The organism is Chitinophaga niabensis (assembly GCF_039545795.1).
Lineage (GTDB): Bacteria > Bacteroidota > Bacteroidia > Chitinophagales > Chitinophagaceae > Chitinophaga > Chitinophaga niabensis_B.
Genome location: NZ_CP154260.1, coordinates 2,190,686 through 2,208,842, shown reverse-complemented (window position 1 = coordinate 2,208,842; position 18,157 = coordinate 2,190,686). Strand labels below are relative to the sequence as shown.

The window sequence follows — 18,157 nt, the reverse complement described above, 5'->3', positions numbered from 1 at the left end:
ATACCCGATGAAGCAAAACTGGCAAAAAGCTGTTCTTCCGCATGTGTATGCCATCCTTATTTTCCTGGCATTGTCTTTCGTATTTTGCTTTCCGGTATTGAATGGACTGGAGATCAAACAGCACGATACCGTTCAATGGCAGGCCATGAGCCAGGAGGCGCGTGCTTATAAAGATAGTACCGGTATCAATCCTATCTGGACCAACGCCATGTTCGGCGGGATGCCTACTTACCAGATCTTCATGGCACAGGATAACTATACCTATCACCTGCATACCCTGCTCACCCTGGGTTTGCCTAAGCCGGTGAATTTCTTTTTCCTGGCCATGGTAGGGTTCTATATCCTCTTACAGGTAATGCGTTTCCGCCAATGGGTGACCATTCTGGGCGCTATTGCCTTTGCTTTTGCTTCTTACACGCCTATTATTATATCTGCCGGGCACGATACCAAGATGTTCACGATCGCTTATATGGCGCCCTTACTAGCGGGGATCCTCCTCACCTACCGGGGCCGGTACCTGATCGGGGGCATCATTACCTGTATCACCCTCTGCCTCATGATCACCTCGGGGCACTACCAGATGGTGTATTATATGCTGCTGCTTTGCCTGTTCATTGGTATTGCGCATCTTATCAACGCCATCCGCCAGAAACAGGTGCCGCAATATGTTAAAGCCACTGCTGTGCTGCTTTTCTTTGGTGCTTTGTCCGTATTACCTTCTACCGTAAGCCTCTGGACTACCACTGAATTCAGCAAATACACCATGCGTGGCGGCCATTCTGAATTAACACCTCCTCCCGGCCAGGAAAGCGATAAATCTGCCGGCGGCCTGGATAAAGGATATGCCTTTGATTGGAGCCAGGGACCTTTTGAAACACTTACCATCCTGTCTCCCAACTTATATGGCGGTCCCAGCCAGGGGCCATTGAGCACTTCCAGTAAAACCTATGCAACTATCACTCAGTTAGGGGTTCCTCCTGTACAGGCAGAACAGATCATAGAAGGCATGCCGCGTTACTGGGGCCCGCAACCCATGGTGGATGGCGGTATCTACTGGGGTGCTGTGATCATTTTCCTGTTTGTACTGGCGCTGTTTGTTGTGAAGAGCTTCCATAAATGGTGGATCCTCGCAGGCTGTATACTGGGTGTATTCCTGGCCTGGGGCGACCATTTCGCCATCTTCAACTATTTCATTTTTGATCACCTTCCTTTGTATAACAAGTTCCGTGCACCTTCCCAGGCTTTGGTATTGCCACAATTGCTGGTACCTTTCCTCGCCTGCTGGGCATTGAACGACGTGGTGAACGGCGCCATCAATAAAGAGCTGCTGCTGAAGCAACTCAAAAAAACGGTGTATATCGTTGGCGGCCTTTGCCTGCTGTTGCTGGTTGCCTCTTTTGGCATGCTGGACTTCAGTTCCGCTACAGACCCTGCAAAAGGTTTCTACCAACAGTTCACCGGTGGTAACCCACAGGCCATGGATCAGTTGCTGAACGCCATAATAGAAGACCGTGCCTCCCTCATGCGGATAGATACTTTCCGCACCCTGGCGATCATACTGATCGCAGCAGGTTTGATCTGGGCCTTTATTAAACAGAAGATCCAGATGGGCCAGTTTCTTGCGGCACTCACTATCATTGTGGCACTGGACCAGATGCTGATAGACAGCCGCTACCTGGGCAAAAGGTTCTATGTAACACCCACCGATTATAAAAATGCATTTGCACCCAGCCCTGTAGATCAGGCGATCAAGCAGGACCCTGACCCATATTACCGTGTATTCAATACCGTTAATTTCATGGATGCCATGAGCTCTTATCATCACCGGTCAGTAGGTGGCTACAGCCCTGTGAAACTCGCGCGCTTCCAGGACCTGATAGATCATCAGATCGGTAAAGGCAATCCTCGTGTGATCAATATGCTGAACGCCAAATACATCATCTTTGCAGATAATAATCCGCAGGGGCAACAGCAGCTGGCTTACCAGATAAACCCCGGCGCACTGGGCAATGCATGGTTTGTAGACAGCCTGGTATGGGCAAAAAATGCAGACGATGAAATGAAAGCGCTGGATAGCCTGCCTGTAGATCACGCTGCTGTGATAGATCAGCGGTTCAAACCAGAACTGAACGGCTTCACGCCCGCTAAAGATTCTGCCAGCCGTATTAAACTCACGAAATACGGTTTAAATCAGCTGGATTATACAAGCTCCAACAGCAAACCGGGTTTTGCCGTGTTCTCTGATATTTACTACCCTGCCGGCTGGAATGTGTATATAGATGGTAAGAAAGATGAGATCGTTCGGGTGAATTACCTGTTGCGTGGTGTGAAAATACCCGCTGGCGATCATAAGATAGAAATGAAATTTGAGCCGCGCTCTTATTACCTGGGTAATGCCATCACACGCTGGTCTTCCATACTCATGCTGATAATACTGGCAGGAGCTATTACGTTTGAAATAAGGAAGAGTGTAAAATCACAACAAGCTTAATACCACAAACGGGCTTTTACAGCCTTCAGATATTTCCGGGCGGCAGCATGTAATGGCTGCCGCTTTTCTTTGCCCGGTATCCGGATGATCTCTATCCAGCCCTTAAACCACTCCGTCCAGTTCCAGGCACTCTTTTGCAGGAATTCAAAAGACCACATGGCGGCCGTGCTGATGAAATAAACAAAGGGCAGATAACGATAAGCCACTTTACTTTTATTGATCCACAACATCTTCATCTTGATCATCTGCGGTGTACGCCCCAGTGGCGATTCGTTATGCAGCACCACAATGTTTGCCGTATAGGCTATGGAATAACCCAGGTTGATGACCCGGTAGGTAAGATCATATTCTTCCATGCCATAAAAGAAATCTACAGGATATAAACCTGCTTTATCATACACTTCTTTCCGGATGGCATGCCCGCAGCCAATGTAATAAGGCGCCAGGAACTGTGTTTTATTTTTATACGCTTCAAACTGTTTGTGCGGAAAAGCATTCACCTGCATCTGCCCGGTACTGGCATACAGTACTTTGAAACAAAGGATACCGGTGTTATTAGAAGTAAGGTAAGCAGAATCAAAAGCAGCTACGATCTGCACCAGGGCATCTTTATCCCTGAACCAGGCATCATCATCTATGGTTACCAGCAAAGGTGCTTTAGCCTGTGCAATCCCTGCATTACGCCCCCTGGCCACACCCAGGTTTTCCTCTGAATACTGGTAACGGAAAGGGATTTCCGGATGTGCGGCAATGAACTGTTCTACCGTGCCATAGTCTGCCGTAGAAGCATTATTGATGATGATCACTTCTTCCAGTAATTCCGCAGCCTGTTGCTGCTCTGTGATATTACGCAGCAATATCCCCAGGTCTTCCGGGCGGTTATACGTGATGATGATGATGGATAATTGCTTCATAATAACAGCTTACGATAGGCCTCTGCAAAGGCATTCATGCCAAAATGTTCCTGTGCATAGGCGATATTGTTCCGGGCAATGGTTTCCAGCAGTGAGGGATCTGATTGCCAGATATCCAGCAGGTCTGCCGCCAGGCTTACCAGTTCTTTTTCTGTTTTGGTATGGTCCAGCAGAAAGCCATTCTCCCCGTTCTTCACATGATACGGAATATCTCCCACATCTGTTGCCAGCACGGCCAGTCCGCGTGCCATGGCTTCCATGATCACCATGGGGAAACCTTCCCGGGAAGAGGTGATCACAATCACCTGGTGTTCCCGGTAAATGTGGTCTATGGCAGCGGCATCTGTTTGTTCTCCATAAAAATGGCAATACGTGCGCAATTCAGCAGGGATGGCTTCTTCCACTGCTCCCATAAAACCGGCAATTGTATTTGCCTGCTGTGCAATGCGCGCTACGAGGTAGGGGCGTTTTTCCGCGGTGCCGCGGCCAACGTAGAGCATCAGGTTTGAAGGTAATGCCGGTTGCACAGCCGGTAAGGGAATTCCGTTCATGACCAGCTGTATCTTATCCGCATAAAGCTTAGGGATCTTATACGCTTTATACAAGGTAATATGCTCCCGGATACTATCCCGGCTGATCATCACCGTGGCAGTATAAAAAGGAATAAAAGGAATACGGATGTAAGAGAAGCTGCAGAAAGAATGGATCAGCTCCACCTGCCGGATACGGGCAGGCACATGCGGACTGAGCTTATAAGCGAAATTACATTGCCCGTTAAACACCACAGGAACCTTCGCCTGCCTGCTGATATAAGCAGCAATGATGCCACGGTAGACCAGGTTATTGAAGTACAGGTACTTGTTATCCGTATAACGGGAAATATTCCGGATGGTAATATTACTGCCTTCAAACTTTGGCAGCATGGCATCGTTCACAGACTTCTTGGTGAAGAAGATGATCACCTTTTTCTCCGGGAATAACTGTGCTATTTCACTATGTACTTTTTCTGCACCGCCTACATGGTAAAAGGGGAAGAATAAAAAAAGGTCGTATTCTTCCGGTAAAGGTCTGAAACGTGCTATCAGCCTGCCCAGCAAAGCAAACGGGAAAATAAAGATCCCTTCTATCTGTCTTTTTAAAATGAGCCACTGATACATTACATCCTTTGTTTGATCCATTTAACGATGCCGGTGATACCATCTTTACACATTCCTGCCACTACCCTCGCATCAAAACCATTGAAACTTCCCTTCGCCAGCCTGGCTGCCAGGTAACGTCTTTTGCAATGGAACTGCTTAAAGAAAAGGTTCTGCCGTTTGATATTCACGGTGGTAACAGATGCACTGTGCACGCGGTAGAGCAACAATGCTTCCGGTACTTTCTCCATCACCTCTCCCTTTGCCTGCATGCGCAGCCAGAGATCATAATCTTCTATATGCTGCTGTACAGGATTATAAAGATACTGTCTCAGCACCACTGTTCGCACCATAACGCCGGGATGCGCTATGCAATTCACATAAGGTAGTTGCCGGCGCACCTGTGTTGCGGTATAATTCTGCCGGTCTGCCGGCCAGGTACCCGTTTCTACGCCTTCTTCATTAATAAAAGTGATAAAGCAGCCAACCAGCGCCGTTTGCGGATAGGCTTCCAGCCAGGCAGCCTGTTTGGCAAAACGTTCCGGCAGGCAGATATCATCCGCATCTATCCGGGCAATATAGGTACCCTTTGCTTCCGCGATCCCGCGGTTAAGTGTACCCACCAGTCCCATATTGGGATGATGGAAATAACGTATCCGGCTATCCGAAAAAGACCGGATCACCTGTTCACTTTCATCCGTTGAACCATCGTTGAGCACCAGCAATTCAAAGTTCCCTTCCGTTTGCGAAAGGATGCTTTGCAGCGTAGCTGCAACAAACGCGGCACTGTTATAGACCGGTAATAAAACTGATATGAGTGGTGATCCGGACATATGTTATATTCTGTGCCAGCTGGCGGGAACAAGGTCTTTTGCACTCAGGTTGTCAACAGCAAACCATTTGGCCGGCGCCACAACCTGTTTCTCTTTATACCTGTTCAACCAGGCTGCCCACCAGCTGAAACTACTGTTGGCAATGATCTGATGCCTGCAATGGCTCATCAGGAAGAGGTCTTCATACTGCGTACGGCTCAGCTCCCCGCTCACGATCTCGTGGGAAATGCCTGCCGGGAGATTATCTTTTACCCAGGCAGGATCGTTTGTGAAAATATAGAACTTCGCCTGTGGATGATGTGTAAGCATGTATGCCGCAGCAGCATCGTAATAGGCTGGTTCACAGATCCCATGATAAGCCGCGGTGGTGGCATCTGTATAATCCCCCCGGCGGAAATGCATGGCAATACTTTCCGTAGCCTGTAATTCAGTGGCTTTGTTCAGTATCTGCTGGGAAAAAGGAAGAGCGAAAGTGAAATCCTTCAGTATAGTATCCTGCACCGGTTCAAAATAGCGCCAGCTTTGCCAGTACCCCCTGAGGTATACAGGAGGGCGCGCCTGCAGGAATTGCGGATCGTATTCATAATGAGGCTCTTTATAGACCCTGCGGAATTGCACCGGCAATACCCGGTTAAGTACCTTGCCGATCGTTCCCGGCCGGAAGGCTGCAAGGTCCGCAGGCCCGGCTACGGCAGCATCTATGTTCAACCCGTTCAACGCATACATACCTGCCTGCCGGGGTTCGTAACTGGCCGGGTCCAGCAACAGGGGCACGCGGTATTTTAAAGCCAGGGAGCGGCCCGCTGCATATTGAAACATCTGGTTGCCCAGGCCGCCTTTCAGTTGAACAAGGATCAAAGCTTTCTCATTTTGGCCGTAAAAATATCTATTTTCGCGTTCATTATTGTTGATTACGCTTCCGGAGCCAAATATTATGGGAATAATCAGAAATCAAAGTATCCGCTCTTCCTTCATTACCTATATAGGTTTTGCCATTGGTGCTTTGAACGCTTACCTTTTCAGTAAATACGTACCTCCTGAGATATATGGTCTTACCAGGATCTTCTTCAGTACCTCCATGATCTTTTATGCCTTTGCCTCTTTTGGCACGGCTACACTGCTCAATAAATTCTATCCTTATTACCGGGATTATCTGCCCATCAAAAAAAGAGACCTCTTTGGCATTGTGCTGATCGTTAGCATGACGGGTTTTTTGCTGGTAACAGCCGGCACTATTGTATTCCATGATCTTATTGAACGTAAATACCAGAAGGCGTCTTTATTCCTGCAATATTTCTATCTCATTTATCCTTTTTCTTTTTTCCTGTTACTGTTCACACTCTTTGAGAACTTCAGCTATAACCATTATAAGTCTGTTTTCCCGATCTTTCTAAAGGAAGTATTACTGCGTGCTCTCACTTCCATCCTGATCGTTATACTGGTCTTCCAGCTGTTCACCACAGTACAGTTCATCTGGGCTTTTGCTTTTTTATATGCGGTGCTCTTTTTTGTGCTGTTATTGTACCTGAAATCACAGGACACACTTCACTTCTCTTTTAAAACAAGCAGTGTCACCAGGCGGCTGGCCAATAAGATGATGACGTTCAACCTCTGGATCTTTGGCGGCAGCATCTTCAACGCTGTGCAACAGAACATAGACGCGATGCTGATCACGAGTACCAAAGGGCTCTCTTATACTGCCGTACTGGAATTCAATACATATGTGAGCAATGTGATACAGGTGCCGCAGCGGAGTGTAGTGGCCATTGCCGTACCCGTACTCGCCAAAGCCTGGAAAGACAGGGATATGCATGCCATTCAGCGCATCTATAAACGCTCTTCCATGACCATGCTTATCTTTTCGCTCCTGATATTCATGATGATCTGGCTCAACCTTGAATCTGCTTACAAGATCCTCCACTTAAACCCATTGTATTGGGAAGGCCGTTATATCATTCTTTTCTACGGCATCAGCAGGATCGTAGAATTAGGGGCAGGTGTGAACGGGCAGATCATCGGTACTTCCAATATGTGGCGTTTTGATTTTGTGTCCAACCTGATACTGATCGCATTAAGCGTTCCCCTCACTTACCTGTTCATTACACACCTGGGCATCACAGGCCCCGGCATTTCGCAACTGATCACCATATTCCTTTTCACCCTTATACGCTACAGCTTCCTTGCACGCATGTATCAGTTACAGCCCTTCACCATGAAAACGCTGTATGTAGTGCTGCTGGCCCTGCTGGGCTGGGTGGTAGCCTATTACCTGATTGTTCCGGAAAATCATTACCTCCGGGTGATACTGCGTACTGCCTGGTTCATGGCTGTGTTCCTGGGGCCTATTGTCTTCTTTGAATGGTCGCAGGATGTTACAGAAACATGGCACAAAGGTTTGGCTATGGTGCGTAAATACTTAAGAAAATAAACGTTTGATCTTACGGATAATGAGTTGAAGCGTATTCAGCGGAGCGTCCGGTGGGGCCTGGCGCATAAAAGCGCTGCCGCCGAAACGACCTTTGTCCCGCATGAGGATGGCTTTCTCAAAAGGCAGCTCCCAGCCTTCAGGGTAAGCGTAGCCGGGTGTGAGTACTTTAGGGTGTTTATTCGCCACATATTTATTGAGCTGTGACTCATCATGCCAGATGGCGATGATGCCATTATCCAGGTCTTTCTGTGTGTTCTCCGTGAGTTGCCTGATCAGTTGCAGGTAAGCCTTGCCGGTTCCGCCATTCAGGCATCCCTGGAAATACTGGTGGCGCTCGTTTGAAGGCATATAGGCAGTAGACTTCTTCTGTGTTTTTTCATAAGGGAATGCTTTCAGCGGCTTATTATAATAACCCGGATGTAATACCACGGTTAAGCCATCTTCTGCATCGGTGGGTAATATTTCTGCTGCTGTGATAGGTTTGATGAATTCCGTATTGGCATTGAAGAAAAAGATATAATCAAATGCCGTCAGTTCTTTTTCAACACGGGAAAAGATGCTGAAACGCATCAATGTATCATAGGGCCAGCCCAGCTTTTCCTGGTGATGTACATGTACATTCTCAGCATCTTTGAATGGCAGGTCTGTATCATCTGTAAATACAAAATATTCCTTGTCTGCGTCCGGCACAAAATACTGTTCCGCGCTTGTATAAAAATCCTTCCAGAAAATACTGTACTTCCCGGTACAGATGAACAGTAACGCTATCTTCATGCTTGACGCTTTTGAGCCAGGATGCCGCAATAGGGAGATTGAAACGCAGCATCGGGCAATTGCTTTAACAGCGGAGTAAGTTTAAGTACCACTTTATTACCCAGCTTTTGCAGGGAGCTGCGCTCCTGGGCATCGTACCAGTAATCGAAGCGGCCAAAGTATCCTGCAAACTGTACATCATATCCCAGCTGCTCCAGCTGCGCTTTCCAGAGATGCGGTTTCATGGAAGGCAGGTAATGGCGGTCCAGGTTCTCTTTATCCAGGTTGCGGTGCAGGAACTGTTGCAGCCCGCCACGGAAATTAGGTGTAGTGATCATCAGTTCTCCGCCGGGTTTCAGCAGCTTATCATGCAGTGCTATGATCTCTGAAAAATTCTGAAAGTGTTCAATGAATCCAAAAGAGCAGACCACATCATACCTGTCCCCGGAGTTAGCAGCATAGGCCAGTACATCCCCTCTTTCCAGTTTGCCGGTTTGAACCCCCTGCTTTTGCAGCCAGGCGGTGAAACCTTCATCCATATTGGGTGCAAGGTCCATCCCGTTCACAACAAGGCCCATTTTACCCAGGTGCGCCATATATCTTCCGGGAAAACATCCCAGTTCAAATAACTGTCCTCCTTTTTTCAGGTAAGCGGCATGTTTATCCATCCATTGCGTAACGATATCGTCCGCTACGAAATAGCTGAAGTTATTGTAGGCATCATCCCAGTATTGTTGCTGTACCAGATCCATAACTTAGTTATTTACTTTCCTGAAAAAATCTTTTAGCCCGTTGCCGTAATCTTTGGTGATCACCTGCAACCTTTTATCCCTGACAGCCTTCCGCCATTGCCGTATTTTATCCTTCCATGTTTCGGGCAGCATAGCTGCGAGAGATTGAATGGCACCTTTGCTTTTAGCCTCCTGTGTACCCTCCTGCTGCCAGAGAATGAATTCATAGTCACTCTGCTGCGGTGTGGTGGTGAATAAAGGCTGATGCGCCGTTTTCTTTGCCAGCACCAGCAGGTAGGATTGCCTTGCATTTTCCAGCAGGATCCTGCTCTTCACTACTTTAGGATCAGGCACTTCATACCAGGGCGCAAAGGGGCGCGTGGTGGTGAAATACACTTGTTCCATTGCATATCCATTCTCCGGTGATAATACGCGGTAGAACAGCTCCGGGCTGAACTGGTAAAACCCATGTCCGAAGAAGTTATTAGCAATGTTGATGCTCAGGAAGTGACCGCCTGGTTTTACCATTTGCATGGCATTGCTGATGGCCTGCGGGAAATTAAATACATGTTCCAGCGTACCGGCATCTATCACCAGGTCATATTGCTGCTGCAGTTCTTCCGGTATTGGTTTATTCAGATCATGCACGAGGGTGGCATTCTCGTAATGTGAAGCATCCATACTATGCACGGTTACAGCACCCAGGGAATGGAGGAAAGGTTCCACATATTCCCGGTCTTCTTTGAGTAAAGCCGCAGCTTCTCCGGCCGGCCGGCCATTCTTTACCAGGCATTTCTGCAGATCGGTGGCGCTCAGCTGGTAGCTATGACGCCCCAGCATGAGTGTTTTCGTAAAGTTGACGTTCTTCTTTTTGGCAAAGAACAGGAAATTAACCGCAGCAATATCAAAGCCCATAATTAACAGATTGCTTTAAAACGGGGCAAAAATACAAAAGTCAACCTGCATTTAATGATAATATGAAAAACAAGCGTTAATTGATCCTGCCGGCATAGTACCCTTACCTGGTAGATGAGTATTATTGATCCTGCCGGCATAGTACCCTTACCTGGTAGATGAGTATTATTGATCCTGCCGGCATAGTACTCTTACCCGGTAAATGAGTACTTAATTGATCCTGCCGGCACCGGCATAGTACCTTACCCAGTAAGATTCCCGCAGGTCGCTGATCATAACACCCGCGCTGGAAGAGGCATGTACAAAACGGTCGTTCTCCAGGTAGATGCCTACATGGGAAATGCGCTTTTTGCGGTTGATGGCAAAGAATACCAGGTCGCCTAACTGGAGCTCGCCACGTTTATGGAGTTTTTTGACCTGGCTATAGAGTTGAACGGAATTGCCCACCAGGTTGATCTGGAAAACGGCAGCCATGAGTGTATTTACAAAATTGGAGCAGTCGATACCGCTTTTGGAACTTCCTCCCATCTGGTAAGGAGTGCCCCACCAGTCTTCAATAAAACCAAATAGTTTTTCATTCACCACATCTTCTACCGGCAGGTCCAGCAGCTGGGCATATTTAAATTGCCAGGGCCTGGCTTCTTCAATACTGTTTACACCGGTAGGTACGGAGTAAATAGAAGTATTGCGGTTTTTTGTACGATGTTCAGAAGTTTTACCTTCACGGGGAGTAGCAATGCCGTCAATAAACACTAATTTTTCTTTTGCAGGTTTTGCCGTTGTTTCTTTTGCCGTTTCCTGCCGAGGCTTCAGCAGTGCGCAACTTCCCAGCAGGAGTGCGCATATTGGCAATATCAGATACATTTTCCCCGTTCTTCTAATCATGAACACCAGTTTTAAAAGTCTGCAATATAAAAAAAATGTCGATTTTTGCCGTTTAGTCTGCTTCCATACAATCTGAAAAAATGAAATTTTCTCACCTGCACGTGCATACGCAGTTCTCACTGCTGGACGGAGCTGCCGATATTAAGTCGCTCTACAAGAAATCAATGGCGGATAACATGCCCGCTCTTGCCATCACTGACCATGGTAACATGTTCGGTGCATTTCAATTTGTTGCAGAAGCATACAATAACAAGTTAAATCCGGAAGATCCAAAGGATAAACGCCTGAAAGTGAAGCCTATTGTGGGCTGCGAATTTTATGTGGTGGAGAACCGCCACAAGCGCCAGTTTACAAGGGAAGAAAAAGATGCACGTTACCACCAGGTGATGCTTGCAAAAAATGATGAAGGTTACCGCAACCTCATCAAACTCTGTTCCATGGGATTCACGGAAGGGCTGTATGGTAAATATCCCCGTATCGATAAAGAACTGATCCTTCAATATCATAAGGGGCTGATCGCTACCACCTGCTGCCTCGGTGCTTCCGTTCCAAGAACTATCCTGCGTTATGGAGAAGAAGCCGGGGAAAAAGAATTCAAATGGTGGCTGGATATATTCGGAGAAGACTTCTACGTAGAGCTGCAACGCCACGGCATTCCTGAACAGATCACCGTGAATGAAGTACTGGTAAGATTTGCACATAAATACAACGTGAAGATCATTGCCTCCAATGACTCTCACTACGTTGATAAAAAAGACGCCAACGCACACGACATCCTGCTTTGTATCAACACCGGCGAAAAGAAAAGTACGCCTACTATGAAGGACTTTTCTGACGATGATGTGATGACAAAGAATAAACGTTTCGCATTTTATAACGATGAGTTCTTTTTCAAGACCACGGATGAAATGACAAAACTGTTCTCTGATCTTCCGCAGGCGATAGACAATACAAATGAGATCGTTGATAAGATAGAACTGCTGGACCTCAAGCGGGACATTCTGCTGCCCAACTTCCCTATCCCTGCCAACTTTTTCACACAGGACCAATACCTCCGCCATATTACCATGGAAGGTGCGCATAAGCGTTATGCAGAAATGACGGCGGAAATTGAAGAGCGTATCAACTTTGAGCTGGATGTTATTGAGAAGATGGGATTTGCCGGCTACTTCCTCATTGTATCCGACTTTATCAAAGCCGGTCGTGATCTGGGTGTATTCATCGGCCCGGGCCGTGGTTCTGCGGCAGGATCTGCCGTAGCTTATTGCATTGGTATCACCAATATTGACCCTATTAAATACGACCTGCTGTTTGAGCGTTTCCTTAACCCGGAACGTAAGAGCATGCCGGATATTGATACGGACTTCGATGATGAAGGCCGTCAGAAAGTAATTGATTACGTTGTTGAGAAATACGGCAAGCAACAGGTAGCGCAGATCATCACCTACGGTACCATGGCGGCTAAAATGAGTATCAAAGACGTAGCCCGTGTAATGGACCTGCCACTCATGGAATCCAACATCCTGGCCAAAATGGTACCGGATAAACCCGGTATTCAGCTCTCCCGCATTTTCAACGCGCCGCTGGAAGGTGAAAAAAGCCTCCAGGAAAAAGAAGGGTTGGCCGGTGAGGATATTGAAAATGTGAAGAAACTCCGGGAACTGATCAAAGGAAACGATCTGCAGGCAGAGGTGCTCCGGGAAGCCTGCGTACTGGAAGGTTCCGTACGGAACACCGGTATCCACGCGGCGGGTATCATCATTGCGCCGCAGGACCTCTCTGAACTGATCCCCGTTGCGGTAGCGAAAGATTCCGACCTGCTGGTGACCCAGTTTGAAGGAAACATCATTGAAAGCGCCGGCGTGATCAAGATGGACTTTTTGGGTCTGAAGACCCTCACCATTATCAAGAATGCTCTCCAGCTTATTAAAAAGAACCATGGTATAGACATTGTGATAGATGATATTCCGCTGGATGATGCCCTCACCTACGAATTATACCAGAAAGCAGAAACCAACGGTACTTTCCAGTTTGAAAGCCCGGGGATGCAAAAGTACCTCCGCGAGCTGAAGCCGGATAAGTTTGCTGACCTCATTGCCATGAACGCCTTGTACCGCCCCGGCCCGTTGGAATACATCCCCACCTTTATCCGCCGTAAGCACGGATTGGAGCCGGTGGTGTACGATGTGCCCATCATGGAAGAATACCTCGCAGAAACCTACGGGATCAACGTATACCAGGAACAGGTGATGCTGCTCAGCCAGAAGATGGCTAACTTCTCCAAAGGTGATGCGGACGTACTGCGGAAGGCCATGGGTAAGAAACAGAAGGCGGTACTGGATAAAATGAAAGCACAGTTCATGGCAGGCTGTAAAGAGAACGGCCATGATCTGAAAATGTGTGATAAGGTCTGGACGGACTGGGAAGCATTCGCCTCCTACGCGTTCAACAAATCCCACTCCACCTGTTATGCCTTTGTGGCTTACCAGACGGCTTATCTCAAAGCCCACTACCCTGCTGAATACATGGCTGCTGTACTGAACAACGCCAGTAACCTGGAAAAGATCACCTTCTTCATGGAAGAATGTAAACGCATGGGCCTGGATGTATTGCCACCTGATGTGAACGAATCTTACAAAGGTTTTGCCGTGAATAAAAGAGGCCAGGTACGTTTTGGACTGGCTGGCCTGAAAGGTGTGGGTGAAGCAGCTATTGAAAGCATTATTGAAGAACGGGAAAAAGACGGGCCATACGCTACCATTTTCGATATGGTGAAGCGGGTGAACCAACGTGCGGTGAACAAGAAGTCTATGGAAGCCCTGGCCATGTCAGGCGCCTTCGATTGCTTCCCGGAACTGCACCGGGCACAATACTTCTACAAAGCAGATGGTGATAACACCACCGGGCTGGATAAGATCGTGAAGTTCGGGCAGCAGGTACAGGCCGGCAGCCAGAATTCAGGCGGCCTCTTTGGAGATGACATGATGCTGGACATCCAGCCGCCCAAGATCCCCAACTGCGATCAGTGGCCGCTGACCATCAAACTTAATAATGAAAGGGATGTGACGGGGATCTATATCTCCGGGCATCCGCTGGACGATTATAAGTTTGAGATGAAGTATTACAATATGAACACCATCCAGGAGGTGCTGGACTACCAGAACCTCATTTCTGTGGCTTCTGACAACAATAAGGGCCGGGAACGCTCCTTCCGCATGGCTGTTTTTGTGACCAGCGCGGTGGAAAGGATCTCCCGGAACAATAAACAGTTCGGCATCATGACCCTGGAGGATATGACAGGGAAGTTCGAATTTGCCCTCTGGAGTGAGGATTTTCTGAAATTCACCACCCATTTCAAGGCGGGACTCTGTTTATATGTGAATGGCGCCTTCAAATCCAAGCGTTTTAACGAAAACGAGTACGAATTCAAGATCCAGGGCATGCACCTGCTACAGGAGGTAAAAAGGGCTCATACGAAGAAATTAGGGCTGGTTACCATGCCGCAGCACATTACGCCGGAGATTATCGACTTCCTGGTGGACAACGCGGCTAAAAACCCGGGGAAATGTGAGATTTACATGCAGTTGATAGACCGGCAGGAAGATCTGACCGTAAAACTGCATACTTTTAACCGGCATATTGAGATGAATGACGAACTGGCGCAGTTCTTAATGAAACAGCCGGATATCGATATCTATATTGACACAATCAATAAGTAGGCGTGTCAAAAAAGCAGTACTTTTACACCGGTTTAGTTTTTGCATATATTGCAGAGCGAAACACAGAAACCAATCATAGAAATTATAAACTTTTAAATCTATAAAAATGGCTTTAGAATTCACAGATGCGAACTTTCAATCCAGTGTATTGAATTCGGATAAATTAACCGTGGTAGACTTTTGGGCAGAATGGTGTGGTCCTTGCCGCGCAATCGGACCAGTGATCGAAGAATTGTCTAAAGACTACGATGGTAAAGTGAACGTAGGTAAAGTGAATGTAGACAACAACCCTCAGATCTCCATGAACTACGGCATTACCAGCATTCCTGCTATCCTGTTCATCAAAAATGGCCAGGTGGTAGACAAGCAGGTGGGCGCTGTTCCAAGATCTGTACTGGAAAAGAAAATTCAGGCAAACCTCTAATCTTTAGAGAAAGCATAAAATTGAAAGGGCCGCTCATTTGAGCGGCCCTTTTTTATTATCGTATCAGGGTAAAAGAACCCTGTTTCTTTTCTATCACTACTTTCCCGGTATCATCCCAGAATCCATACTCTACTACGTAGATATAAGTGCCTATATCCGCCGGAGCATTATTGAATTTACCATCCCATCCTTTCCGCTGATCTGCAGTCTGGTGCAGCAACTGCCCCCACCTGTTGTAAATGAGCATATGAAACACTACCAGCCCCTGGCTTTTAGGACGGAACAGATCGTTCACACCATCCCTGTTGGGAGAAAATGCAGTAGGCATCTGGAAAGATCTGTTATAAGTGAGCGTTACATTCACCGTATCTGAAGTGATACAGTTAGTGCCCGTAAGCGTACGCACAATATACCTTGTATCTCTCACCGGCCTTGCGCTGGTAATGGCGCCGGTTAAACTGCTCAGCCCGCCATCTATTGGTTCCCATACATAATCAGGTGCATTTTCTGCTCTCAGTATGATCTCATCCCCGATATTGATCGTTGTATCGTTATTAATGATCCGCACACGGTCTGTCCGGTTATTGGCAATGCTGAAATTTGTTGTGCTGCCGCAACCATTCACATCACTCACTGTTACACTGTAATCATCTGCAGACAGGCCCGTGAGTGTAGTATTGGTGCTGCCATCACTCCACAGGATATCGTAAGGCGCAGTGCCGCCTGTAACAGTAACACGGGCTGAACCATTTCCATTATCACACATCTCATCCAGGGTTGCTACCGTTGCAACAACCTGTGCAGGTGCTACCAGCGTCACCATCTGGCTATCCAGACAAACACCGTTCCGTGCATATATTTTATAGGTACCTCCCGCTAATCCTGTAAAGTCCGGTTGCGTTTGAAAAGGCGGCTGTGTTCCCAGCGCAAATTCAAAAGGAGGAATACCCTGTGTTACCAACACTGAGATAGTACCATCCTGTAAGCCAAAGCATGTGGGATTCTGCCCGGATGCGGTGAAGCGGATGATCCTTGTATTATCAATATTGATAGCAAAAGTTTCAGTGGTGATACATCCAACCGCATCCCTTACGCTGATGATATGATTTCCCTGCGCCAGGTTGGAGAACACATTACCGGTGGTTTCCGTTCCGTTGTCCATGGTATACCTGTAAGGCGCAGTGCCGCCCGTGACGCCAATAGTAGCGGTACCGGTGGAATGCGTACAATCAATATCTGTGGTAACCGGATTGACGGTCATGATATTATTGAACGTTACCTGTATCTGGTCTGTTGCTGTACATCCGCCATTGTCTACCGTTACATCATACAGTCCGTTGGTGGTCACAGATATCTGTTGTGTATTAGCACCGGTACTCCAGGAATAACGGCTGAACCCTCCGCCGGCATTCAGGTTAACGGTTGCTCCATTACAAACAATGATATCCGTTCCAAGTGTTACAACAGGAGGATCTAATACCACAATGTTCTTACAGAAACTCTGCTGGAAAGCCGTTCCTTCATCCGTGATCAGGTTCACCGTATAATGCCCGGGGCGTGTATAGTGGAAAGCAGGCGGCGTGGCGGTTGTTGCATTTGGAATGCTCGCATCCGAACAGCTCCTGAATGCCACGCGGGACATGGTGCCATTCTGCACATTTGGAATGAATGCATACAATTCATTATCCACACGGAACACAGAAGAAATGGAAGCAGGGAAAGCGAGTGTTGATCCCGGATTACCCAGGTCAGTACCACTGGGTGTTCCAGCTACCCCACCCGCAAAGTTCAGGCGGGAAATAGAGGGAGTACCATTGAGGATACCATTCACCACTACAGCCATCGTTTGGCCGCACTCTTTCACAACACTGATATCCCGGGGATGGTTAAATACATTTCCGGGATTACCAAGGTCTACCGCAGTGGGCGTGTTATTCAGCAGCGAAGGCCCGAAATTTAACCGCACCAGTTTATTGGAACCTTCATTGGTTACGAGCAGGTACCAGTTGCCGTTTTCCTGCACCGCAAAAATACCGGAAGGTCTGTTCATCAAACCACCGAAGTTACCCATGTTAAAACCCGTTGGCGGATTGCTGAAGTCAGTTCCAAAATCCAGCCGGGTAATGGTGGCGTCTTGAAAGTTATTGGTGAAGCCATAATACCTGCCTCCTTCCTGGAAAATATACAGATCTGTAGGATAAGCCATACCTCCTATATTCCCCCAGTTGGTAACGGTGGGTGCATTATTAGCCAGAGAAGCTCCGAAATCTACCCGCACAATCCTTGAACCCTGTGCCACGGTTCCTCCTACAATGATTGCATGCCAGCCTGCAGCATCCTGCACGATCTGGATACCTTCCCCGCTGGGCGGTACCAGGTTCGGCAGACGGATGGACGTTGGCGTATTCAGCAAACTGCTGCCGAAATCAAGTCTTACCAGGTCCCGATGCGTATTATTGACTACAAACACATAGTAGTTATTCCCTTCTTTGGCGATAGCAGAGAATACCGGGTCAGTAAAATTACCTCCCGGATTGCCAAGGTTGGTTAGTTGAGGCGCACTATATACCGTACCGGAACAAAAGTTCCATAAGTAATTGGTAATGCCGGCAGAAGTATTCTGAAGATTGATGGGCTCATTAACGCAGACCGTATCCGGTGCCAGGAATCCTGCAGTTTGTGCGGTTGCTATACCGGGAATAAAGAGTACGCATAGGCAGATAAACAAACGGTTGAATCTTAACATACTTAGGTAAGGGTAAAGGCCACTCGGGAATTATTGAAAAATCTGGCGCAAGTTAACTATATAATATTAATTTTCATATAACACCGCCGCATTATCAAATAAATTGCACACCTTTTTCTCTTCATATGGCTACTTTCCCTTATTTTGCTCTATAATATGCAACCTCACAACCAAACCTGTTA

At 47.4% G+C, this 18,157-nt stretch carries 13 protein-coding genes; 4 read left to right on the top strand and 9 right to left on the bottom strand.

Features of this window, described 5'->3' with window-relative positions; genetic code table 11:
* Positions 1 to 7: 7 nt before the first annotated feature.
* Positions 8 to 2,491: a YfhO family protein gene (locus AAHN97_RS08760; RefSeq protein ID WP_343307201.1), complete on the top strand. Its 2,484-nt coding sequence runs from the start codon at positions 8 to 10 to the stop codon at positions 2,489 to 2,491.
* Here AAHN97_RS08760 and AAHN97_RS08755 read toward each other — a convergent pair.
* Genes AAHN97_RS08755 through AAHN97_RS08740 form a run of 4 tightly spaced genes read right to left on the bottom strand, consistent with a single transcriptional unit; the run spans position 2,488 to position 6,232 of the window.
* Positions 2,488 to 3,405 carry a glycosyltransferase family 2 protein gene (locus AAHN97_RS08755; RefSeq protein WP_343307200.1) on the bottom strand — a complete coding sequence of 306 codons (918 nt, stop codon included), beginning with the start codon at positions 3,403 to 3,405 and terminating at the stop codon, positions 2,488 to 2,490. The genes AAHN97_RS08760 and AAHN97_RS08755 overlap by 4 nt on opposite strands.
* The gene (locus tag AAHN97_RS08750; protein ID WP_343307199.1) at positions 3,402 to 4,562 is read right to left on the bottom strand and encodes a glycosyltransferase family 4 protein; all 1,161 of its coding nucleotides are present in this window, start codon (positions 4,560 to 4,562) and stop codon (positions 3,402 to 3,404) included. The genes AAHN97_RS08755 and AAHN97_RS08750 overlap by 4 nt, the downstream gene beginning before the upstream one ends.
* A complete protein-coding gene (locus AAHN97_RS08745; RefSeq protein WP_343307197.1) occupies positions 4,562 to 5,374 on the bottom strand; it encodes a glycosyltransferase family 2 protein in 813 nt (270 codons plus the stop codon). Before AAHN97_RS08745 ends, AAHN97_RS08750 begins: the two co-directional genes overlap by 1 nt.
* Before the next feature lie 3 nt (positions 5,375 to 5,377).
* On the bottom strand, positions 5,378 to 6,232 hold the full coding sequence (locus AAHN97_RS08740) for an alpha-1,2-fucosyltransferase (protein ID WP_343307196.1): 855 nt from the start codon (positions 6,230 to 6,232) through the stop codon (positions 5,378 to 5,380).
* A 76-nt stretch (positions 6,233 to 6,308) separates the two neighbouring features.
* Between AAHN97_RS08740 and AAHN97_RS08735 the strand changes: the two genes are divergently transcribed.
* On the top strand, positions 6,309 to 7,802 hold the full coding sequence (locus tag AAHN97_RS08735) for a polysaccharide biosynthesis C-terminal domain-containing protein (RefSeq protein WP_343307195.1): 1,494 nt from the start codon (positions 6,309 to 6,311) through the stop codon (positions 7,800 to 7,802).
* Here AAHN97_RS08735 and AAHN97_RS08730 read toward each other — a convergent pair.
* The 4 genes from AAHN97_RS08730 to AAHN97_RS08715 form a co-directional block, all read right to left on the bottom strand.
* Positions 7,791 to 8,576 (bottom strand): family 6 glucosyltransferase, encoded by a 786-nt coding sequence (locus AAHN97_RS08730; protein ID WP_343307194.1) that lies wholly within the window; start codon positions 8,574 to 8,576, stop codon positions 7,791 to 7,793. The genes AAHN97_RS08735 and AAHN97_RS08730 overlap by 12 nt on opposite strands.
* Positions 8,573 to 9,307, bottom strand: a complete 735-nt coding sequence (locus AAHN97_RS08725) for a class I SAM-dependent methyltransferase (protein ID WP_343307193.1) — start codon at positions 9,305 to 9,307, stop codon at positions 8,573 to 8,575. The genes AAHN97_RS08730 and AAHN97_RS08725 overlap by 4 nt, the downstream gene beginning before the upstream one ends.
* Positions 9,308 to 9,310: 3 nt before the next feature.
* The gene (locus AAHN97_RS08720; protein WP_343307191.1) at positions 9,311 to 10,201 is read right to left on the bottom strand and encodes a class I SAM-dependent methyltransferase; all 891 of its coding nucleotides are present in this window, start codon (positions 10,199 to 10,201) and stop codon (positions 9,311 to 9,313) included.
* Positions 10,202 to 10,411: 210 nt separating this feature from the next.
* The gene (locus AAHN97_RS08715; RefSeq protein WP_343307190.1) at positions 10,412 to 11,086 is read right to left on the bottom strand and encodes a C40 family peptidase; all 675 of its coding nucleotides are present in this window, start codon (positions 11,084 to 11,086) and stop codon (positions 10,412 to 10,414) included.
* A gap of 80 nt (positions 11,087 to 11,166) precedes the next feature.
* Between AAHN97_RS08715 and dnaE the strand changes: the two genes are divergently transcribed.
* Together dnaE and trxA are read left to right on the top strand one after the other, a co-directional pair.
* Positions 11,167 to 14,805 carry a DNA polymerase III subunit alpha gene (gene dnaE, locus AAHN97_RS08710; protein ID WP_343307188.1) on the top strand — a complete coding sequence of 1,213 codons (3,639 nt, stop codon included), beginning with the start codon at positions 11,167 to 11,169 and terminating at the stop codon, positions 14,803 to 14,805.
* Between the two features lie 106 nt (positions 14,806 to 14,911).
* The gene (trxA, locus tag AAHN97_RS08705) at positions 14,912 to 15,229 is read left to right on the top strand and encodes a thioredoxin (protein WP_074238156.1); all 318 of its coding nucleotides are present in this window, start codon (positions 14,912 to 14,914) and stop codon (positions 15,227 to 15,229) included.
* Positions 15,230 to 15,284: 55 nt separating this feature from the next.
* Here trxA and AAHN97_RS08700 read toward each other — a convergent pair whose 3' ends face one another.
* Positions 15,285 to 17,975, bottom strand: coding sequence for a T9SS type B sorting domain-containing protein (locus AAHN97_RS08700; protein WP_343307187.1), 2,691 nt, complete (start codon positions 17,973 to 17,975; stop codon positions 15,285 to 15,287).
* Positions 17,976 to 18,157 lie beyond the last annotated feature (182 nt).